19 protein-coding genes and 1 pseudogene are annotated in these 21,662 nt (G+C 36.8%); 1 reads left to right on the forward strand and 19 read right to left on the reverse strand.

From position 1 onward, the window contains the following. Positions 1–20 precede the first annotated feature (20 nt). Genes FBF83_RS14560 through FBF83_RS14575 form a run of 4 tightly spaced genes read right to left on the reverse strand, consistent with a single transcriptional unit; the run spans position 21 to position 5,086 of the window. Positions 21–1,706: an ABC transporter permease gene (locus tag FBF83_RS14560; RefSeq protein WP_136947892.1), complete on the reverse strand. Its 1,686-nt coding sequence runs from the start codon at positions 1,704–1,706 to the stop codon at positions 21–23. 6 nt (positions 1,707–1,712) lie between these two features. Then, entirely contained in the window at positions 1,713–2,783 is a 1,071-nt protein-coding gene (locus tag FBF83_RS14565; RefSeq protein WP_136947893.1) for an ABC transporter ATP-binding protein, read from the reverse strand. Between the two features lie 26 nt (positions 2,784–2,809). Continuing rightward, the gene (locus tag FBF83_RS14570) at positions 2,810–3,904 is read right to left on the reverse strand and encodes an extracellular solute-binding protein (protein ID WP_136947894.1); all 1,095 of its coding nucleotides are present in this window, start codon (positions 3,902–3,904) and stop codon (positions 2,810–2,812) included. A gap of 18 nt (positions 3,905–3,922) precedes the next feature. Beyond that, positions 3,923–5,086, reverse strand: a complete 1,164-nt coding sequence (locus FBF83_RS14575; protein ID WP_136947895.1) for an ROK family transcriptional regulator — start codon at positions 5,084–5,086, stop codon at positions 3,923–3,925. Positions 5,087–5,433: 347 nt separating this feature from the next. Between FBF83_RS14575 and FBF83_RS14580 the strand changes: the two genes are divergently transcribed. Next, positions 5,434–7,968 (forward strand): PIG-L family deacetylase, encoded by a 2,535-nt coding sequence (locus FBF83_RS14580; protein ID WP_136947896.1) that lies wholly within the window; start codon positions 5,434–5,436, stop codon positions 7,966–7,968. A gap of 170 nt (positions 7,969–8,138) precedes the next feature. Here the strand turns inward: FBF83_RS14580 and FBF83_RS14585 are convergent, their stop codons facing one another. The 15 genes and pseudogenes from FBF83_RS14585 to FBF83_RS14655 all read right to left on the reverse strand — a co-directional run bounded on the left by FBF83_RS14585 (position 8,139) and on the right by FBF83_RS14655 (position 21,659). Next, complete coding sequence (locus tag FBF83_RS14585; protein WP_240688123.1) at positions 8,139–8,894, reverse strand: cytochrome c oxidase assembly protein; 756 nt, start codon at positions 8,892–8,894, stop codon at positions 8,139–8,141. Positions 8,895–8,940: 46 nt separating this feature from the next. Next, a complete protein-coding gene (locus FBF83_RS14590) occupies positions 8,941–9,429 on the reverse strand; it encodes a DUF2243 domain-containing protein (RefSeq protein WP_136947898.1) in 489 nt (162 codons plus the stop codon). A gap of 165 nt (positions 9,430–9,594) precedes the next feature. Then, the gene (locus FBF83_RS14595; RefSeq protein ID WP_136947899.1) at positions 9,595–11,124 is read right to left on the reverse strand and encodes a multicopper oxidase family protein; all 1,530 of its coding nucleotides are present in this window, start codon (positions 11,122–11,124) and stop codon (positions 9,595–9,597) included. A gap of 128 nt (positions 11,125–11,252) precedes the next feature. After that, positions 11,253–11,483, reverse strand: coding sequence for an SHOCT domain-containing protein (locus tag FBF83_RS14600; protein WP_136947900.1), 231 nt, complete (start codon positions 11,481–11,483; stop codon positions 11,253–11,255). 33 nt (positions 11,484–11,516) lie between these two features. Next, positions 11,517–12,815 (reverse strand): APC family permease, encoded by a 1,299-nt coding sequence (locus FBF83_RS14605; RefSeq protein WP_136947901.1) that lies wholly within the window; start codon positions 12,813–12,815, stop codon positions 11,517–11,519. Between the two features lie 710 nt (positions 12,816–13,525). Continuing rightward, positions 13,526–13,987, reverse strand: a pseudogene (locus FBF83_RS14610) (VOC family protein). An 873-nt stretch (positions 13,988–14,860) separates the two neighbouring features. Continuing rightward, positions 14,861–15,265, reverse strand: coding sequence for a VOC family protein (locus FBF83_RS14615; RefSeq protein ID WP_136947902.1), 405 nt, complete (start codon positions 15,263–15,265; stop codon positions 14,861–14,863). 54 nt (positions 15,266–15,319) lie between these two features. Beyond that, on the reverse strand, positions 15,320–16,573 hold the full coding sequence (locus FBF83_RS14620) for an MFS transporter (RefSeq protein ID WP_169525497.1): 1,254 nt from the start codon (positions 16,571–16,573) through the stop codon (positions 15,320–15,322). A gap of 12 nt (positions 16,574–16,585) precedes the next feature. Beyond that, positions 16,586–17,140, reverse strand: a complete 555-nt coding sequence (locus FBF83_RS14625) for an NADPH-dependent FMN reductase (RefSeq protein WP_136947904.1) — start codon at positions 17,138–17,140, stop codon at positions 16,586–16,588. Between the two features lie 11 nt (positions 17,141–17,151). Continuing rightward, a complete protein-coding gene (locus FBF83_RS14630) occupies positions 17,152–17,925 on the reverse strand; it encodes an ATP-grasp domain-containing protein (protein ID WP_169525499.1) in 774 nt (257 codons plus the stop codon). Further along, positions 17,922–18,362, reverse strand: a complete 441-nt coding sequence (locus tag FBF83_RS14635; RefSeq protein ID WP_136947906.1) for a hypothetical protein — start codon at positions 18,360–18,362, stop codon at positions 17,922–17,924. Before FBF83_RS14635 ends, FBF83_RS14630 begins: the two co-directional genes overlap by 4 nt. Continuing rightward, positions 18,359–18,586, reverse strand: a complete 228-nt coding sequence (locus tag FBF83_RS14640) for a hypothetical protein (protein ID WP_136947907.1) — start codon at positions 18,584–18,586, stop codon at positions 18,359–18,361. Before FBF83_RS14640 ends, FBF83_RS14635 begins: the two co-directional genes overlap by 4 nt. Positions 18,587–18,597: 11 nt before the next feature. Then, positions 18,598–19,245 (reverse strand): class I SAM-dependent methyltransferase, encoded by a 648-nt coding sequence (locus FBF83_RS14645; RefSeq protein ID WP_136947908.1) that lies wholly within the window; start codon positions 19,243–19,245, stop codon positions 18,598–18,600. A 4-nt stretch (positions 19,246–19,249) separates the two neighbouring features. Next, positions 19,250–20,494 (reverse strand): ATP-grasp domain-containing protein, encoded by a 1,245-nt coding sequence (locus FBF83_RS14650; protein ID WP_136947909.1) that lies wholly within the window; start codon positions 20,492–20,494, stop codon positions 19,250–19,252. A 1-nt stretch (position 20,495) separates the two neighbouring features. Then, a complete protein-coding gene (locus tag FBF83_RS14655) occupies positions 20,496–21,659 on the reverse strand; it encodes an ATP-grasp domain-containing protein (protein WP_136947910.1) in 1,164 nt (387 codons plus the stop codon). Between the last annotated feature and the right edge of the window lie 3 nt (positions 21,660–21,662).

A 21,662-nucleotide genomic window follows, 5' to 3' on the forward strand; every position in this document is an offset into this window, starting at 1 on the left:
TTATGTATTCACCTCTTTTACTAAAGTGTATTTTCTGATTTCACACCGAAGAATTTATAAGATATAAGCATCACGATCGCGATAAGACCAACCTGTATCATCCCATAAGCTGCGGCCTGACCAAGATTAAACATTCTTAGCTGGTTCATAATTTCAATTGAAATCGGCCGATTATCTAGCGTATACAACAGGACAGATGTAGGGAATTCTCCTACTGCCTGCACAAAAGCTAGCAACGTCCCGCTTAGAACGCCTGGCATAATAATTGGTAAGACTACTCTTCTGAATGTGTACAACCACCTAGCTCCAAGATTCTGTGCCGCTTCTTCTATCGAATCATCCATTTGTTCAAGTACAGCATTCGTGGACCTCACAACGAGTGGAATAAAACGAATAAAGTAAGCAAGTGGCAATATCCAGAATGTCCCGACAAGTACCTGACCAAAAGAGAAGATAGACTTACTGTTAAAAGCTAATATCAGATTCATACCTACAACGGTAGCGGGTAATGCCCACGGAAGCATGACGAGAATGTCAAGTAAATTCTTACCGAAGAACTTTCTTTTTACAAGTGCATATGAAGTAATGATCCCGAACACAAAACAACCTACACATGCTACGAATGCCATGATTAAACTATTCCGAACCGGGTCCCAGATGTTCGGATCCTCGAACAACAAACGATAGTTCTCAAGATTGAAAGAAGTAGGATACTTCTGCCAGGTCCATGCCCCTTCTGGAACAAACGATAGAATAGCTAAGACTGCATGTGGCAATAGAAGGACAATCATCGCTACAACGCCAAGAGAAACCATCATCCATTTTAGGACCGGATTCGTAACCTCGCTTCGATGAGCACCAATCCCTTTAGATCCCATTCGATAGTCTTTTCGATTCTGGAACCATCGCATAAATAAAAGGAAGGTAATTGAAACGGCTGAGAGAATAACAGATTGAGTTGCCGCCATCTCCAAATCCCCGTTGATTTTGGAAAAGTAGATTTGAAGACTTAGCACTCGATAGCCACCAGCAAGTAGAAATGGCGCACTAAAGGAAGCCATCGACACCATAAAGACGAGCAGGGATGCAGCAACTAAAGCTGGTGTTAATAAAGGGAAAGTCACTTTCCAGAATACACCGAAACGTCCTGATCCTAGATTCGCCGCTGACTCTTCAAGTGACGGATCGACGTTATTAAGAGCTGATGAAACTGTCATATAGAAATAAGGATACATTGTATAGGCGTGCACGAGGAGGATACCCGTAACGCCTCCAATGCTAAAAGGAACCTCCTCTAAATTCAGCAAATCCTGAAGTGCTACGGGAATAAGCCCCGCTTCTCCGTATAACCACATAAATGCCATAACGCCAACAAGGGAAGGTAAGACGATTGGCATAATTGCAATACCTGAGAAAAAAGAACGGCCAGGAAAATGATATCTTGTAAAAATAAAAGCTAATGGAACGCCAATACAGGCACTTAGCAAGACAGACAACAATGATATGTATACCGAATTCCATAGAGCTTCTAAGTTAGCCTGTGCTTTTGGTCCAAAGAAATCAACGTAATTCTGTAGAGTAAATAAACCGTTGCTCTTAAAACTTTCAATAAATGTTTCTACCGTAGGATAGAGAACGTACCCAACAAGAACGAGGATAATCGGAATAAGTAGCAGGATTGTCTTTCTTTTTTCAGCATTTAACATCCTCGATCACTCCTTCGCCACTGGTACGATTCGAACCTGATCAGGTGGTAGTTGAACATAAATATCTGATCCTTCTTGCAAATATGTACTAGGACCGCGATTCAAATCGGTTACTTTTAATGTCGTATGACCTTCATTAACTTTAATGAAACTATGAACAGATTCACCTGTGAATTGAACAAGATCTACTTTACCTACTAGAACATTTACTCCCTCTAGCTTCGTTTTTGATAAAGTGATAGCTTCTGGCCGAACAGACATTTTTATGCTTTCATTCTTCATACTATTTTCTCGAGAAGTGTGAACACGAAGGTTTAATGCCTCACAGAAAAGCCCCTCACCGGTTTTCTTCACTTTAAATAAGTTTGTTTCTCCGATAAATTCTGCAACGAAATCGTTTACCGGTTGATTGTAAATCTCCGTTGGAGTGCCTATCTGTTGGCAGTTTCCAACATTAAAGACAGCAATTCGATCACTCATCGTAAGTGCCTCAACCTGATCATGTGTTACGTAGATTGTGGTAATGCCATACTCGCGCTGCAAACGGAGAATTTCATTTCTCATTTCATCTCGTAATCTGGCATCAAGGTTACTTAACGGCTCATCCAATAATAGAATATCAGGTTCAATGACGAGTGCTCTTGCTAAAGCGACACGCTGTTGCTGTCCCCCACTTAACTGACTCACCTGGCGATCAATAAAAGGCTTTAAGCGTACTTTTTCTAAAACATCTTCTACTCTTCTTTTCACTTCAGCTTTGTTCACTTTTCTTACTTTCAACCCAAATGCTACATTTTCGAAAACGGTCATATGAGGGAAAAGGGCATAGTTTTGAAAAACCATGCCCGTATTTCTCTTCTCCGGTGAAACAGTCGTCATATCTCGATCATTGAATTTCACTTTACCAGCTGAAGGATAATAAAATCCCGCGATCATCCTAAGGGTTGTTGTTTTTCCGCATCCACTTGGACCAAGGAAAGTAAAAAACTCCCCTTCTTTAATGGTAATATCCAATTCTTTAACGGCTGTGACATCGCCAAATTGTTTTGTAATCTTAGATAAGGTTACTGCTGTCATAACCAACAACTCCTCTTTCTGGAGGTCTATTCCTCTTTTTGCTTTTCACTGTTCTTAATGTTGTTATCCCAGTACTCCATCCATTCATCAGATTTCTCCTGGAAAACCTCCCAATCAATCTCCATTGCATTAATTTCTGTCTCTTCAATCCACTTCGGAAGATCACTAATATCGTCACGCGTTGGAATTCTGTAATATTTCTCAGCTAACAACTTAGCAGCTTCCTCTGAGTTTACAAACTCGTAGAATGCTTTTGCTGCTTCTGGGTGTGGAGCACCTTCAACAATGGCAATACCTTCCGTTAACACTGGCGTTCCACTTTCAGGAATCACATAGCTAAACGGATAGCCTTTCTCTTCTGCAAGCATAACTGTATCCGGCATATTCCAAACGGATAGATTCCCTACACCTTTCGCTACTTGGTTGTACATAATTTCTGGATTCGCCGCGTATTCCTTCGTATTCTCGTCTAACTTCTGTAACCATTCATACCCAGCATCAGGGCTATCAGACTCTTTAAAATCCTTATAAATGATAGAAGAATAGATCGTGCGCATTGTACCTGACGCAAGTGGATAACGAATAATTAATTCATCTTCCCACTTAGGATCGATTAGATCATCCCAATCCTTAGGAGCTTCTTCTTCCGATATCTCTTTGTTGTTATAAAGAATTACTTCAGGTGTTTGTGATGTGCCCGTCCAATACCACTCTTCATCGTGGTACATATCATCTAACGAATCAGCATAGGTTGGCTCATATTTCTGAAGAAGTTCATCAGTCTTCGCTTCATCAAACATCACCTGGGGAGCACCCCACCAAATATCTGCCTGCGTATTATTCTTCTCTGATCGAACTCTGTCTAGAATTTCTTGTGAACCAAGATCGAGAAATTCCATATCAACATCATATTCAGCTTCGAATTGCTTCTCAAATTCACTTAAAATATCTTTCCCATGGGGAGAATACACGACAACCTTGTCTTCTAAATCTCCTTCACTACCAGACCCGGAATTCCCATCCCCACTCGCTTCCTCATTTCCTGCCATACAGCCAGTTAGAATTATTCCAAACACAAGCATGGCTACAAGTAAACCCAGCCAACTACGATTTCGTCTCATAAATAAATTGCTCCTTTCTCATAATTGAATAATTGAATCATGTTCCTCTAGAAACAGCGCTACTGCTCCGACAATTCCTGCTTCCTTCCCAAACGTTGACCGCACAATTTTGCAGCTCTGAGGTGTGAAATGCTCAACTATTTCAATCAATGATGCTTTATAATCATCGAACGACTCGCTTACACCACCTCCTATAATGACAAGATCAGGGTCGAATAATGAAACATAATTTGCGATACCAAAACCTAATTGTTCTACTGCTTCTTCGATAACTTTCTGTGCAGATTCATCTCCCTTTTTCCAAAGGGTAAATGCCTCTTTTGCCGTTACCGGTTGATTCTTAACAGCAGAGATTTTATGACCAATAGATGAACCACTTGCTACACTTTCAAGAAACCCATAACCCTCATATGTAGGATGATAACTTTTAGCATTTTCATAGTCTGTCACAAGATACCCCATCTCGCCTGCACTGAAATTACTACCCCGAAACAGCTTTCCATTAATAATCATGCCGCTCCCAATTCCAGTCCCAACAGCAATAAAAATGATATTCTGTAACGACTTGCCAGCACCAAGCCATTGCTCACCAAGAACGCTCGTATTCACATCATTCTCTACATAAACTGGAAACGAAAAGTACTCACTCGCTATTTTACGAACCGGGTAACGCTTCCACTTCAAACTTGGAGCATCAAGCACAAGGCCCTGCTCCACATTCGTTACACCCGGAACGCCAATCCCCATGCCAAGAATGTCACTATTGCTTAACTGCAGATCGTCAAGCATACTTGACACGTCTTTTTGTAAGCGCTTGAATAAGTCTTTTGAAAGATAATCACTTGTTGAAAATTCTCGGTAAGCTTGAACCTTTCCGTTAAGACACGTGACGCCTGAAGCCACTTTTGTTCCCCCAATATCTACGCCAATCACATAAGCTGCTTTGGGATTAAACACCAGATGAACAGGTTTTCTTCCACCGCTAATTGTGGACTCGCCTGGACCTTTCTCCTCAATCCATCCTTCTTCTAATAGCTGCTCTACTATGAGTGAAACAGATGGTTTACTTATTTGAATTCTCTTAGAAATTTGCGACCGAGAAATGGGTTCGAAATTTCGTATGCAGTTCAACACAAGTTGCTTATTTAAGTTTTTGATGTATGCGGCATCACCCTTTTGCATAAATCTAAGCTCCTTTATAAAGGATAATAATACGATTTGTGTCCTTAGTTAGTTAAAGTCCCTTACTAACGATTACTTTTATTTATAAAGGGTGAAATCATTAATGTAAAATACTGTTTATTGTCTCTCTCCTGAACTGAGAACTGATATACTCAGGAATGCTTTTATTTTCTATAGTTTGGAACGAAATTAGAAAATTTTATTTATTTTGTAAAATTGTTACTTTCGAACTATCCTAAAGGTACGAAAGTAGGTTCCATTTATTGGATGATTCTGGTTACAATGGTTTTAAGTTAGTTATAAACCTTTACTAACTAATTCGAATTAGGAGATTAAGGAGGATTTAGTTGAAGAACCTGGGGAAGATGTTATTGTCGTTGGTTTTGATCCTTTCTGCCTTTGGTACAAGCTCCACCCTTAGTTTTGCAGAAGAGTCATCTACACAAGATTCAAACTTAGCACTATGGGAATCTGTTGTTCCACTTACAACAACCGCAAGCTTTATGAACACGGGTGCTCATCCTGATGATGAGCGTAGTCATTTCCTTGCTTATTTATCTCGAGGACAAGGAGTGAATACGTCCTTTCTTCTTGCTACTCGTGGACAGGGTGGTCAAAATGAAATCGGTAGTGAACTCGGCGATGGATTAGGGATCATTCGGACAAACGAATTACAAGCTTCATCAAAAGTACTTGGAATTGACACCTTTTTCTTAAATGAAAACTTTGAAGACAGTATTAAAGACTTTGGTTTCTCCAAAACACCTGAAGAAACACTGAACAAGTGGGGCGAAACGGAAACCTACGAACGACTTGTTCATTACATTCGTACATTCAAACCAGACATCATGATGCCCTCTTTCCGAAACGTTGACACCCAGCATGGTCACCACCGCGCCATGACCCTACTTACCCAAAAAGCATTTGAAGATGCAGCCGACTCTTCTGTTTTTCCTAAACAGCTTAAAGATGGCTTAACCACATGGCAAGTAAAGAAACTTTACCTCCCTGCTGAAACAGAAGAACAAACCACAACTTCCATCCAAATCGGAATCTATGACGAACACTATGACATGACTTACCCGCAACTTGGTGACAAAGCCCGCTACTTACATGAATCTCAAGGAATGGGAAGAGATGTTGGAGATGGTCCAGAAACTGTCAATCTAGAGCTAGTTAAATCAACGGTTGGCGATATTCCAGAACATGAAGAGAGCATCTATGAAAACATTCCCTACGATTTCGCGGATTACGCTAACACCCTTTCAAAAGGCGGCAATAAGTACAAACAGAAACTGATCCATCTTCAACAGGATCTTGAAAAGGTGAAAAGCGCTTATCCTAATCACAAAGACGTACTGACTCAAGCTGAAAAAGCGTACAAACAGCTTCACAAACTCCAAAAGCAAATGAATGAGGACAAAAAGCTTTCGAATGATTTACGAAATACCTTAAACCATAAGCTTCAGGTAAAAGATGAACAGCTATCTAACACCATATTTACAGCTGCACAATTGGAAGTAGCCGTTGATGTAGAGGATCCGCAATTGACTCCTGATGACACTACAAATGTTAGCGTATCGATTACGAATAATGGAACTACTAAAATCAAGGATCTATCAGCTACGCTTTCCATACCTAAAGAATGGACCGTTAAAGGACAGCACTTCACGGTAACGTTAGCACCTGGAGATCAGCAAACATTCGATTTCAACGTAACTGCTGCTTCACGAAACTATTATGACGCCTACACGCCAAACGCCATTGAAGCTGATATCAGTTTTAAAACAAAAGGTGGAACGTTAACAAAAACGTTTACACCAGAAGAACGAGTGGCATTGCTTCCAGAGGTATCAGTGAAACCCGCCCCTAAAAACTTAGTCATAAACACAAAAGAAGTTGAAGACCATGTTGCGATGGATGTAAACATAGAGAAGTTTGTGGAAGGTGCTATGGATACAGACGTAACACTTCAACTCCCAGAAGGATGGACATCTGAACCAGAATTGCAGCAAGTCTCATTTGCGTGGGATGAAAAGATGAAGACCGTTTCGTTTACACTGTCTCCTCCACAGAATGTAGAAGAAGGAGAATTTCAGATCGTTCCACAAGCTCAAATACAAAACGAGACAATCAGCAAAAACATTCAACTCATTCAATATGGCCATATTGGAACAAACTATTATGTTTCTGATGCTGCTGTTAATGGCGTTGCTTTTCCACTTGAATATCCTGAGGGTCTTAAAATCGGTTATGTCGATAGCGGCTTTGATAAAGTTGCAGATCAATTGTCAAACGTTGGTATGGACATTACCCAATTAACCGAGCAGGACTTAGCTCAAGGAGATCTTTCCAAATACGATACGATCGTAACAGGAATCAGAGCTTATCTCTCAAGAGATGATCTGCTACAGCATAACGAGCGCTTATTGGAATACGTCAACAATGGCGGTCACCTTGTTGTACAATACAACAAACCGTGGGATAACTGGGATCCTATCACAACCGCACCATATGAACTTGAAATCGGACAGCCTTCCATCAAGTGGCGCGTTACCGATGAAGATGCTCCTATTAATGTGTTAAAACCGGAGGCGACCATCTTCAATTATCCTAACAAGATTAAGCAATCTGACTGGGATGGTTGGGTACAAGAAAGAGGACTTTACTTCCCGATGAACTGGTCAGATGAATTTGAAACATACGTAAGTGTGGCTGATTCTGGTGAAGATGCATTCGAAGGCGGGATTTTGAAAGCGAACTATGGAGAAGGGACTTACATTTATACGAACTTAGTCTGGTACCGTCAGATTCAGAATCAGGTGCCTGGAGGGTATCGAATCTTTACTAATTTGGTTAGTTATCCTTATTACGAAGAGTGAGAGAAATGAGGGAACCGCTTGGATATATTTCAAGCGGTTTTCTTTGTGTTAGTGTCATCATAGGCCATTATTGTTTTCATTTACTCAGCGCTTAACCCTCGCATCCTCCAAATCCTTTCTTTCTATCCTAATATTGAATTAAGAGATTCGTCCCTGTTGATTTCCCCAGACTATTGTTCTACGGCAAATTCTACTCGAGGGCGAGTTGCTCTAAACCAATGTAAACAAAGAATAAAAATTAGAACAATGTCAATCGCATCTCCCCCATAATACATCAGCATTGCACCGCTTTCTGCTTGCTCTGCAGGTACACCAATAGGTGGATGAGCATAGAGATACTTTGATAAGATACCATGGAAAGCTAAGGCAAGCACTAATACAATCGAACGATACCAAAAAGAAAGTCTATGAGGTCTTGGATCAATATAGATGATTGATACGGTAAAAAGATAACCCGCTATAAATACATGAATATGTACGATTAGATACACCAGTATACTATCATGCATAAGAGAGTATAGATTGGTAGTATACAATAACCAAAGCCCTCCTATATTGAGGAAGGATGCAACAATTGGATTTGTAACCATTCGTGATGGCCAACTCTTTAGGAGCCTTGAGAGTCGTCTTGCTAGTGGAATACTTAACGTTCGAAGTATTAATTTGATCGGAGCAGCTAGTGCCATAAGCAATGGGGATAACATCCCTAGAAATAAATGCCCAACCATGTGCGCGGTAAAGTTCACATGAGCAGAGGTAGCCAATGGATCCGACACTGCAAGAATTGCGAACAGAACTCCTAAAATCCAAAATGCTGTACGGTACATCGGCCACGGTTTGTAATACCTATTTGAACGGATAACAGCGAAAATATACAGCACCAAAACGATCCCAAAGGGCAAGGCTAAAAGTAGCTGAGGTATCATTCCAACTCCAACTGAACTATGAGCTCCATCTATATGAATAATGTGATTAGTGGCGCTCATCCGCCCCATCCTTTGCTCCAGACTTAAATCTCATAATGATGAATCCTGTTAGAATCATTAGAACAGCTGATAGATTCCAAATAAGATCATAGATTACAATATTATCTACATAACGAATCTGATGAATTTTCATCAGTTTGTGGTGAATCGTCCCGTCATATAACTGAAACCCTCCTGCTCCTAAGAGTACGGCTCCCAACCACCTCTTAAGCCAGAAAGCATTTCTCCTTCTAAGGTCAGCTAAAATAAACAGTCCTCCGATTGTCGCAAACCAACTAAAGGCATGGAAAAGCCCGTCAGAAATAAGTCCCATACTAGTAGTAGACATATCATAAAAATGATGCCAACGTAGCAACTGATGAAAAATCACCTCATCTAGAAATGCAGCAAGGCCCATTCCAAACAAAATGCCTGACCAGAGATTACGCTTCTTACGAAATGAATGATTCTTTCCTATCTCAGATTTAGTCGTCATCTTCTTCTCCTTCACAATAACATTCTTATGACTCACTAATTGTTACCACATACTAGAACTTCATAAACAACATGATTTCTCTTTCGGAATCATCGGGACGGCCCCCGTGATTTTAACAATTAAAAGATGACCCCGGTATGGTACCGAAGTCATCCATAAATAATTTTAATTAGGCTGGTTATTGTGCTCTTCACCAAGCTCGAAAGGTGAATAGACACCATTGTAATCTACGATTGTTACCATTCCGCGAGCAGCATGGTTGTTATCATGACAGTGAAACAACCATTCTCCTTTATTGTCAGCTTTGAAGTAGATTGTGTATTCTTCTCCTGGCTTAACGTGGATTATATCTTTCACACGCGGTGCATCGTATTTGTTGCCATTTTTTGAGGCTACCTGGAATCGATGGCCGTGTAAATGCATCGGATGATTCATGTTTCCTGTATTCGTAATTTTCACCTTAACGATATCTCCCTCTTTCACGTTGATAGGGGGGGTATCCGGAAATACCTGATCATTAATTTGAAAAGCTACACCTTCCCCCATGTCCATTCCCATGTTCAAGTCCATATTATACGTGACGTCAGGTTCAGGTACTTCTTCAAAAATCACTTCTTCACTTCCAAATGAAGTGCCAGTTGCAACATCAGTGCCAGAGGATGAAATTGATTGATTGTTTGGCACAGAAGCTTCATCTTCACTGGAGAGAACAGGAATTACCATATCATCTGCATTTTCTCCGCCGTTCTCTCTAATTACTGCAGGTTCACTACTCTGTCTTGTGTATTCTACATCAATCCGTTCTCCAGGCGCGATCTCTAGTACGTTCGAAGTACCACCTGAATTCTTAACCTTTTCACCATCGATTTCGATTACTTTCATTGCTTTCTCAGGGAAAACCAATTGATGTTGCTGGTAACCTGCGTTAACGAAGCGCAATCTTGCCGTTTCTCCTTCTTTCATAACAAGTGGTTCAACGGCCTGCCCCGCTTTTCCGTTCACTGTGAACGTATCATACATCTGTTCGGTATCAGCCTCGCCGTTCCCTGTCATAGCACCCTTCATCATGCCACCCATATTCGTTATATCTTTTTTCTCCTGGTTGACGGCCCATTCATCAAGGATGAAAAATTCCTCTTTTTCATATTTTTTCTGTTTCTCTTCAATAACTAGTGAACCATAGAGGCCTTTATCCACCTGTTTTGAACTATGCTGGTGAGAATGATACCAGTAAGTTCCCGCATCATTGGCAATAAATTCATATGTGAATGACTCCCCTGGTTGTACAGCATCCTGTGTGAGCCCAGGAACACCATCCATTTTATTTGGAAGTAACATCCCATGCCAGTGAATCGTGACTGGCACATTTAGTTCATTTTTTAAATTAACACGAATGTAATCCCCTTCAGTAACACGTAAAGGTTCCCCAGGTACAGTCCCGTTGTATGTCCACGCATTGACTTTCTTACTTTCACTGATGTCCCACTCAGTCTCCTCTGCAGTTAAGTTGAATGTCTTTACAGTTCGATTCTCTGGTTCTTGTGCATTCACTTCTAGAACACTAACCTCACCCTGCGTAACACCTTCTGGTAAAGATTTATCCCCACTACTATAAAGAGGAGAATTCAGAAAAGCCACTCCTCCAATAATTAATAGCATGACGATTATGATTGATCCTATTACTTTTCGTTTCATTCCGTTTCACCTCTTAGGAATTTATCTTCTGTAGTCATTTCCCCGTAAATATGCAGAAAATGTCGAGACCGTAATATGGAGTTCATCCTTTACCAGGTATGAACTCCATTTAAACCTAACAACGTAGATTACTCATTCAATTTTCTTTTTAATCGGTCATATTCTTCTTCTGTAATTTCACCTTTTGCAAGACGTTCTTTCAACGTTTCGTGGGAATTAGTTGAAGTAGACTTACTACGTGATCCAGGTTTCCTCATCCAAAATACGACAACAACAATTGCAATAATAATTAGAATGAAGAGGAAGCCGAAACCAAAGAAGCCACCTCCCATTCCTCCCATTCCGCCACCGTTCATCATCTTAATCCGCTCCTTTACTGCCTTATAGTAAGATTACTCTTCACGTCTGTACTTCAAGAAAAAATGTTCACCAATAAAAATGAATATGATAAATAGTATAGAAACTACGACAATCAACCAATCAGTAGTAGCTTTCACCCATAGAAATGCGAGCAGAACAACTGCATCAAGAGTCATGGCAGTCAGCACAATCCCTGATTTGGCATTTACTTTTTCACGTAAGTGCTTAAAGACCCCCCAGTGAACGATCATATCCATTACGAGATAAAGAATAGCCCCTACAGATGCAATTCTACTCAAGTCAAATACAACGCCTAACACCATTGCAAGCACGACTGTATAGACGAGAGTGTGCTTTTGAATACGACCCGGCATACCGAAATGCTTATGTGGAATAAGCTTCATATCTGTTAGCATCGCAAGCATTCGAGAAACCGCAAAAACGCTTGCGATAATACCAGAAATCGTTGCAATAATAGCGATTGCCACTGTGAACCAGACACCATATTCCCCAAAAGCTGGTCTCGCTGCTTCAGCTAATGAGTAATCTTTTGCCTTAATAATTTCACTTAACGGGAGGTTACTCGATACTGCCCATGCAATAATCAGATAAACCACTAAGCTTATAAGGATCGAAGCGATAATCGCTCGTCCCACGTTCTTCTTTGGCTTCACGATTTCTGATCCACTATTAGTTATAGTCGTAAAACCTTTAAACGATAGGATTGTTAATGCGACTGCAGCAATCATGCTAGCTATAGTAGATTCTGGCGTTCCGCTCCCACCCTCAGCAGGAGCAATAGAAAACCCAGCAACCCATAGTCCTCCCATTGCAAAAATAACTAATCCAAGTATTTTTAGTAGAGAAACGATTGATGTAAATGTTTGAATAAAGCTATTACCTGAAATGTTCACTAAGAAAGCGAATAACAATAATCCAACGCCGAGCAAAGAAACCAGATAACCTGATTGGTCTACGTTAAATATTTGTAGCGTATACGTACCAAATGTTCTTGCAACAAGGCTCTGATTGATAACCATGGAAACGGCCATCAACATAGCTGCCGAAGCAGTTAACGTCCCTTTTCCATAGGCTTTAACAAGAAACATTCCGATTCCACCTGCGGAGGGAAACTCGTTACTCATCTTCACATACGAATAAGCACTAAAACCTGTGACAATTCCTCCCGCAATAAAGATCAATGGAAACCACATACCAGCGAGCTCTGCAACCTGCCCAAGTAACGCAAAAATCCCTGCGCTAATCATTACTCCAGTCCCTAAACCAATTGCTCCAAGTAAAGAAAGACTATTTTCTTTGTAATCACCCATTATTTTCACTCCTACAACATGCTATTACCTTTATCCCCATACTTTATGCAGATTTCATGCATTTCTAAAAAAACGTTAATTTTTTGTTCAATCCCGAACCTGTTAACTTAATTCCATTCACTTTTTCTACAAAAAAAACGCTACCTTTTATAAAAAAAGTGTAGCGGTTTACGTAATTGATTAGGAATTATCCTAAAAGCTCTTTCTAGATCGTTTTTCATTAACCGATAAAAGCGAAAAATGTAAAATGGGTAAAAGAAAAACCCTTGCCGGGCAGGGGAAGGAAAACTATAAAAATAAGCTATTCAGAGACAACAAGATCAAAAGAGCTTGTCTATATTCAGTGTACTATTAAATCTTAAATAGATGGACAAGTACACCTCGTAACTGAAATGATGTCGAAAGGAGCCATTGACTATGTTTACAATCATTCCGCAAAAGTATCAAAAGCCAAAAAAATCATAGCAGAGAATGACATTTTTATTGAGGTGATGGCACAAAGGGATTTGATAAAGGTTTACCGAGAAACTGTCGCTAATAGGATTGCAAATAGTATGCTTTCAACAAAAGAAGTGGAATTGTTACAACTTATTGCAGATAGATATGAATGCTATTATACTAATAGAACAAAACAGGAGATTATAAAGGACCTCTAGATGATGAAGTTGAAAGATGTGGAAATAAAGGCGTTTTAATAAAATAAACATAGTTTATCTAGAGCGCATTATTTCCATCCACTTCTTAATTTCAAACTTTTCACTTTCATTTTTTAGTTCGTCCGGCACAGAAACAAAACTCATCAACTCTAAACTGTTTCCATCAGGATCTTTAAAATAGACAGAAGCATTCCCTTGATAGGGTCTCACAAAAGGTTGTACTGATGTCCTCTGGCCAAATGGTACAGGTTTTATGCCCTTACTATGTAGCCAATTGACCGAGTTCTCCATCTCTTCAAATGGAATTCTAAACGCCACATGCCTTAATGATGGATGGTATGCTGTTAAATATTCTTCACCTTCTCAAAGTCCTAGCCAACTCTTATGCTTTTTTATCCAAATAAAAGCTGTTCCATTTTCTTCCCAAGCAAGTTCTAACCCAATGTTTTGATAAAATTGAATGGAACGTCCAAGCTCTTTCACTGGCAATTGTGCTTCGTAAATCCCTTCAATCATATTTTTACACTTCCTTTCATTAGATCTTCTATGTATTAAGTTTATATTAGAATTTAACAAAACGATTCGGCTATATGTATTAAACAAACTACTACTATAGAACTGGAATTCTATATGATACGGATAATACTTACCAATCTTTAAATCTCTCTTCATTCATAGCCCTAATTTCTGCTTGAGTACGTACTCCCCCTCTACCCTCGCAAGGATAAGTTCCTTATCGTTCACACGTATGTCAATCGCTTCAGATGACACTCCATGTTTCAATGTTCCTTGCTTTCCAAGTCCCGGTGCTTCCTGTAGCATGTTATCTTGATACCGCCATGATTCGGGATAGCGAAGTTTAGAGGGAAGAATTTCACTCTACATTGCTCAAGCAATCCTTAGATGGCCAATAAATTTTTTTAATCTGAAAATGAAGATCTCTACATCCGAAAGTTCGTGGGTTTCTATCTCGAATCAAGAGTATTGAGGAAATGATCTCAGGAAACAGCCTCCCTCATTCCCATTACCCGTTTTAAAGTTGAAGTTTATTAGAATGAACTTTCCTCTCTCTCCCTTATATGTGAAACTCGTAATGAAGACAAGACAACACATAACAAGCTACTTTAATAGCTAATACCCTTTAATCTCTATAAAGCTCTCCTTGATTATCTATTTAATAGCTATTTAGGATAAAGTATTAGGAGTTTTCATTTTTGAGGCAGCAAGATTAGACAGGATATTGCTTCATCATTCTCGGGTATTTTCAATTAAAGAACTAGTAGTTTTCGAATGAAAAACAAAGCTACTCACTAAAGTGGCAGCTTTGAATAATATTAGCCTGGATGTTTTTTATGAAAATAAATGTTTTTCATTTACTTTTACAAAACATTACACACCATTTGTATTCATAAGTACAATTCTCCAACCATCTGGATCCTCTACAGTAACTCCTTTTTCCTTCCAATATTCATTTTCTGGTTCTACTTCTTTGTATCCTAATCGATTTAATCTTTGAGCAAGATTATTGATTTCTTCTTTATTCGAAATGTAAAAAACCAATAAGTTATCTAAAGATGGTGCAGGACAAGGACTCCCATTGTCATGGCTCGTAAATTCAAGATGATAATCAGTATTAGGTAGACCAAGGATTACTCCCTTATAACCTTTATGGCCTGAAAACTCGGTTATTTTCTTTAGCCCTAATCCTTCTTCATAGAATTCAACAACCTTATCTAACTTTTCAGTAGGTCGAGCAATCCTTACCTGCGCTGCTGAGAATTCGTTAAATTTCATATGTTATCTTTCACTCCTTCATTTGCAAAATAAGTTGAGTTGACATTGACTACACTATCCATTACTCACATTGGATTCTTCATTCAAAGTATCTATTTTGTTTTTGAAAATATCGTAAAAGAGTAATATTGAAACTGCCCCCATTAATAAATAGATAATCCCCATACCCCAAGGCGGTAATAGGCCCCCTATTGATAGTCCTATAGCTCCTAAGATACTTGCACCTCTTACATTTAGTGTATTTAACGCCATGTATTTGCTTCTGTTTTCATCATCTGGTAATTCAGCAAGTAACGTATTCTTTACTGGGACATACATAAGCTCACCTATACTAAGAATTACCATTGCAATTATTAGAAAAACAAAAGAATTTGTAATAGTTAACCCGAAAAAGCCAAAGGTGAATAAAGCTGTACCCACATTTAATTGAGTCAGATTATTAACACTTAATTTCTTTAGTAAACGGTTGAGCATTATCGCTAAAACTATTACTAATACTGCATTTTCTACCTGCAGAATCCCATACATAATTATTCCTGTAATTTTAAAATCAAGTATGGAAACAACCTTAAAATCATTTTCCAATAATACACTAATGTAATTACCAAGCTGCATTTCTAATCCTAACGTTAGTAATCCAGCTAATATGAACTTTCTGAAAAGAACATCATTAATTCCAGTTTTATAGCTGTTTACAAATTCGTGAAAAGGGGACTTTTTGATTGGTATTACTTGTTTAAGGGAGTGGGTTTCAACTAATAAGAACTTAATTAAAAAGAAAATGACAAAATTTAAGAAGGTAACAAATAGTAGTAACTCAAAGAAATAATCTTTGAAAAGGAACGCTCCTAATAGCGTCCCTATAGCCATCGCAGTATTATTAAACCAATAAGATAAAGTATATACATATTTTCTGTTTTCCTTAGATGTAACATCTATAATCATTGCTTGTGTGGGAGGAATGGATAAACCTAAGCAGATATTAATTAATAATAATGAAAATATACTCATAGCTATTATTTGGTTATTCGGCATGTTAAACAATGCCATTAATAGAAAAGCACAACTTCTTGTAAATGAAGCAAATACGAGTATTTTTTTTCTGCCGTATTTATCAGAATAATATCCTGCATACAAACTAGCAAAGATACTACCCATAATCGTTATTAATATAATCAATCCAGCAGTAGCAACTCCATATTCTTGAGCAAAATAGATTGCCATAAAGGGGATTATTAGTGTAGTTCCGAGTCTTTGTAAGACTAACACTAACAACCTAATTTTAACGTTGATATGTAAATTTTTCACTATTATAACCCTTTAAACTAAACTCTTTGAGTTAAGTAAGTTTGTGTATTTTATAGTTTCTTCCATCAATAGTTGCAAGTCTTTTTCAACTTCAAAATCAACTATTTCTCTGTCTTCATTAAAAGCACTTGGATCAACAATTGTCTGATTTGAAAGAACCAATACTCCTAATCCTCTCCCTACTACCCTCAATTGATTTAAAGCATTGAATCCAGTTCTCGGAGTTCCGGAAACACCAATTATTGTAGCTGGTTTCGTTTTAAATGATGGCTTTCCTAAGAAATCCAATGCGTTTTTCAATGCACCACTCATGCCATTATGGTATTCCGGTGTACAAATAATATAACCATCGGCTTTATTAAATTTATCTTTTAGGAAGTCTACATTTTTATTCTCTATGGTTTTAGTCTCTCCATCAAATAATGGTAATTTAAGCTCATCTAAATTTATAATTGATAAATCCACATTAAAATTTAGTTTTGAATGTATTTTAATTAATTTTTTCACAACACTTTTTGTTCTAGAATTTTTTCTGGGACTACCGTTCACTATCAGTATATTTGTCATTAATTTCTCTCCTAACTAAAATTAGTTTTATTTAAAATCGTATTTATCTGACGTTCATAGTCTATTAATTCATTATGATTCTTTGCTGAAAAAATTATATAACCATGTCTAGATTTTGAATCTACGATATAGGGGGCCAGCCTTCCTTCATCCACTTCAAGGCTCATGCTATGAACAAATGGTAGGTCATAAATCGTGTTTATCTCATTTAACCTCTCTACTTCTTCTCCCTCTTTATAGCTTATATATTTAATTTTCGATATATTTTTTTTATGGAATTTAGGTATTTCATTTTGTTCTATCTTCATCTTCTGAGACAACACTTTAAATATTAATTCTTCAGCATCCTCTTCAGTTGAAATCTCTATCAGTTTGTTTATCTGATCTCCTCCAAATCTTGCTTGGGATTCTACTATTTTTACCCCATCCTTTGTCACAATTACTTCTGTATGGCATGGGCCAAATTCATATTTTGCACCATCCAAGAATCTCTTAACTATTTTTTTTATGTTGTCATATAAATTTATTGATATATCTGCCGGAAATACATGACCTAGTTCAACAAATCTCGGCGGAGAAGTCTTAATTTTTTCAGTGATTCCAACAAAATAATGTTTTCGATTTATAGTAATAGTTTCAACACTGTATTCGTTTCCTTCTAAATATTCTTCAACGATCCAACCATCTACTTCGTAATTATTCTTAATAAACAAATACATGTCATTTGCATCTGAACAAAGGTGTACGGTTCTACTTCCTGATTGATCGATTGGTTTAATAATCACTGGGAAAGTAAATTTGCTATAATCAATATCCTCATTTTTTTTATATATTTAAAAAAAACAGATGATAAACCTATCTTGTCTAATAGCTGTCTCATCTCTAGTTTATTGTTAATCTTCTTAATTGTATTAGTAGAATTAACTTGAAGTCCCAATAGTTCAGCAACCTCATAAGTTTCTTCCATCGTATCTTCATTTCCCATATGAACTATGTAGTCATTTGTTTCTAACCCACTATAATCTTTTATCAAATTTTTCAAATCACTTTTATTATCAGTAATTATAAGATTGTCTGAAATTTTCGCTATTTCAGGCAATATTTTCAATCCTTTGGGCTCCTTGTTCCATATTGTACAAATTTTTGTGTTATATTTCTTTGCTTTCTTTACAAACCTTAGCCAGGGTGTTACTAAAATTAACTTTGTTTGTTCTTCTATCATTTTGCCTCATCCCCTGAGCAATTAATTACTTTTTCTATATCCTTCTTTTGTCTTAATATATTTAAAAGCTTAGAAATTTTCTTTGCTTCTACCATATATAATTCACTTGTATGATAGATATAATAAGAAGTAACTTTGTCGTCCATTGGCTTAGTTATGATAATGATAGAATCATAACGTTCAGAAAATTCTTCGAACTGTTCCTTTTTAGGAACTCCTATCAAAATACATTCTCTCATAAATTATCACTGTTCACTTTACATAATATCCCCATATAATAACGACTTCTTTGTTCATTATATATGTAATAAGATTTTTCTATATTAAAATTGTGCTTATTCAATAATTCTTCGATTTCGCCCCCACTAAATACTTTTTTATATTTACCACTTGGTAGAGTTTTAAATTGTCCTTTATTCTCTCTCTCTCCAGTTGAATAGACTCCTAACATAAACAGTCCATTATCCACAAGTGAATTTCTAACCTTGGTTAAGTAATCTGTATATTTACTTGGATCTTGATGGTGAAAACATCCATTATCTAAAATACCTTCATAATAACCAATATCTTTTGTCGAAAACAAAAAATCCTCTTGTATAAAATCCACTTTTTCTCTTTCTTCTTCGACCCTCCCCCACTCGTTGTTTGAAATTAAATCTAAGCCCGTATAATGATAATTAGAATCAAATAATTTACTATGTCTTCCATTACCACACCCAATATCAAGGACTTTACCATGAGTGAATTTATCTTCAACAGCTGTTGCAAATATTTGAGCGATTTCAGTTAGCCCTTCGTCTTTTGACCATAAATCTAGATTTTGCTGATAACTATTTAAAAAGCTTATTTTTAGCAATTTTTGATATTCATCTACAGCTCTCATTCCATCACTCCTTTATCAGATTAAATGATGTTTCATTTTTTACATTATTTAATTTTTCATCTATCTTTTTTAAAGTATTGGACTTAATAATCACATATCCTAGCCTACAGAAATTTGAATTTAAGTCTGTAATAAAAGCTCCTTCATTTTGAAGCAATTTAAACTCTTCTACGTTATATTTGATAGTATGGTTACTTGGGATTTTTATTTGGTTTATTGTACCAGTTACTTTAGGGATAAAATGATACGACTTCAGTAAGGTGTTACTTTCTACTAGATTAAGGTTATTCATGCTTCCACAATAAATGTTGACAGCCACTTCGTTGAGGTTAATATTATAGTACTTTGAAATCATTTTTGGTATTACCCCACCTGGTAACCTTGGATTCATTTCAATAAAGTATAAGCCTATATCTTTTTTATAAATAAATTCTATATGGGCAAATCCCCATTTCATGCCAAGAGCTTCGATTATTCGTTCAATATAATTATTTAATTTAGGAATATTTAAATTCTTAATTGGGAAGATTGATTCTTTTTCAATAAAATAAGGATCCCCTTCTAATGTTCTCTTAGTAACCCCAAAAATTATGGGATTACCATTTTGAATCATTACTTCTACACTAAATAAATCACCATCAATGTACTCTTCTATCAAATATTCATCTGACCTATTCATACTTCTACCAAAACTTTTTTGAGACTTCATTTCATCAAGATACCGAGATAGTTCATGTTTGTCTCTAATTAATTTTACGAACTTACTTCCTGTGCCGTTTATGGGTTTAATTACCAGAGGGTAACCGATTTTATTAGCAGTAAAAAATGCATTATGAGCATTTGTCAAACAAAAATTTGGTGTGGTAATCTCCAAATAATTTAAAAGTTTATTAAACTTGTATTTATTTGAAGGTATTTCTATACTTAATGCACTTTGTAACCCAACACCGAGTTTTTCAGCTACTCTGGCTGCAACTGGCAAATGCAAATCATTTAAACTAATTACATTTAACAACTGATCTTTCTTATATTTGGAAGATAAAATACTAGTTATTAAATCCGATTCCGAAGTGTCCTTAATTTGTATGATCTCATGAATATACTTTTTTTGAATTTGTTTTTTATCTTCATAATATGCTAAATCTGATGTTACAAATACGATATAAATTCCTTTTAAATAGGCTTCTTTTAACACTTCGAACCCTATTGGGTTACTCTCAATAAAGCACAAAACATTTCGGTTCGCCATCCTAATCACCTACTGTAGAAATATTGATAAGCTTTGATATATTATTAACGTTTAAAAGTGCATCCTTAGTATCCTTGCCGTTACAAATCACATACCCAATTCGGTCCCCTGTACTTTCCCATTCCTTTATTACATCACCTATTGATGTTCTTATATTCAAATCAATTAGTGTTTTATTATTGTAAACAGATTCAGGAACTTCTAAATTTGTTACCTTCCCATTACTAGCATGTAGGTATTTAATAGCAGCCCCACCTGCTCTATTAAATTCAATATGGTGATTGAAATCATCCAGTAAAGCGTCTATGACTAATTGGATAGCATCAATGTTTATGCCACGCTCTAATAGATGGTAAAATTTACCACCTATTCTGATTTGAGTTTCTATTATTTTCACTCCACTCTCTTGCAACACAATTTCTGTATGAGCAGGTCCAAAATCTAAATTGACAGCATTTAAACATTTTTCAACTGCTGAAAAGATTCTCTTTTCATCCTCATATGAAACTTGAGAAGGTAATGAATGTGTGATTCCTACAAAATTAGGTGGTCCAGTATTCAATTTATCTGTTATTGCTAGTAAATGATGTTTATTGTTATTACTAAATGTTTCTACACTAAATTCTCTGCCTTGTTCGTATTTTTCAAGTAAATAAGAATTATTTTTGTCGGTGATTTTAATCTCGTTAAAGTGGTTGATTAATTTAACACCTTTACTTCCCATACCACTGATAGGCTTGAGTACCAAGGGAAACGAAATTTCTTCCCATTTACATTCACTAAATAAACAACTTTCAATATTTATTTCGGGATATTTATCAAGAGACTTCCTTAACTTATATTTATTTTGTGTCGTAAATACGGGGTCTTTTTTTAATCCAGGTACATTTAATTTTTCAGCCAAAACTGCAGCTAATTCAATGCCATCATTAGTAAAAGAATAAACACAATCATACATTTCCAATTGATGTAAAAACTCTATTTTTTTTATTAATGTCTTATTATCCCAATGATAGTCTTCTATTAATGAAATATCAGCCTTCTCAATGCTGTTATTACCGAACTTCAACTCATTCTTAGAAATAAGAATAGTTACTTTAAAACCGTTGTTTTTAAATTTTTCAATTGCATATGGAAAACTTCCTATTAATAGCGCATGTTTCATATT

The organism is Guptibacillus hwajinpoensis, from assembly GCF_005144865.1.
Classification (GTDB): Bacteria; Bacillota; Bacilli; order Bacillales; family Guptibacillaceae; genus Guptibacillus; species Guptibacillus hwajinpoensis_A.

What these genes read in the sequence shown, in the direction of transcription:
- FBF83_RS14645 (WP_136947908.1), bottom strand. Translation starts at nt 19,245, where the DNA reads ATGAGAGCTGTAGATGAATATCAAAAATTGCTAAAAATAAGCTTTTTA.
- FBF83_RS14575 (WP_136947895.1), bottom strand. Translation starts at nt 5,086, where the DNA reads ATGCAAAAGGGTGATGCCGCATACATCAAAAACTTAAATAAGCAACTT.
- FBF83_RS14600 (WP_136947900.1), bottom strand. Translation starts at nt 11,483, where the DNA reads ATGATGAACGGTGGCGGAATGGGAGGAATGGGAGGTGGCTTCTTTGGT.
- FBF83_RS14595 (WP_136947899.1), bottom strand. Translation starts at nt 11,124, where the DNA reads ATGAAACGAAAAGTAATAGGATCAATCATAATCGTCATGCTATTAATT.
- FBF83_RS14615 (WP_136947902.1), bottom strand. Translation starts at nt 15,265, where the DNA reads ATGAAATTTAACGAATTCTCAGCAGCGCAGGTAAGGATTGCTCGACCT.
- FBF83_RS14565 (WP_136947893.1), bottom strand. Translation starts at nt 2,783, where the DNA reads ATGACAGCAGTAACCTTATCTAAGATTACAAAACAATTTGGCGATGTC.
- FBF83_RS14605 (WP_136947901.1), bottom strand. Translation starts at nt 12,815, where the DNA reads ATGGGTGATTACAAAGAAAATAGTCTTTCTTTACTTGGAGCAATTGGT.
- FBF83_RS14655 (WP_136947910.1), bottom strand. Translation starts at nt 21,659, where the DNA reads ATGAAACATGCGCTATTAATAGGAAGTTTTCCATATGCAATTGAAAAA.
- FBF83_RS14625 (WP_136947904.1), bottom strand. Translation starts at nt 17,140, where the DNA reads ATGACAAATATACTGATAGTGAACGGTAGTCCCAGAAAAAATTCTAGA.
- FBF83_RS14570 (WP_136947894.1), bottom strand. Translation starts at nt 3,904, where the DNA reads ATGAGACGAAATCGTAGTTGGCTGGGTTTACTTGTAGCCATGCTTGTG.
- FBF83_RS14635 (WP_136947906.1), bottom strand. Translation starts at nt 18,362, where the DNA reads ATGATAGAAGAACAAACAAAGTTAATTTTAGTAACACCCTGGCTAAGG.
- FBF83_RS14560 (WP_136947892.1), bottom strand. Translation starts at nt 1,706, where the DNA reads ATGTTAAATGCTGAAAAAAGAAAGACAATCCTGCTACTTATTCCGATT.
- FBF83_RS14585 (WP_240688123.1), bottom strand. Translation starts at nt 8,894, where the DNA reads ATGATACCTCAGCTACTTTTAGCCTTGCCCTTTGGGATCGTTTTGGTG.
- FBF83_RS14590 (WP_136947898.1), bottom strand. Translation starts at nt 9,429, where the DNA reads ATGACGACTAAATCTGAGATAGGAAAGAATCATTCATTTCGTAAGAAG.
- FBF83_RS14650 (WP_136947909.1), bottom strand. Translation starts at nt 20,494, where the DNA reads ATGGCGAACCGAAATGTTTTGTGCTTTATTGAGAGTAACCCAATAGGG.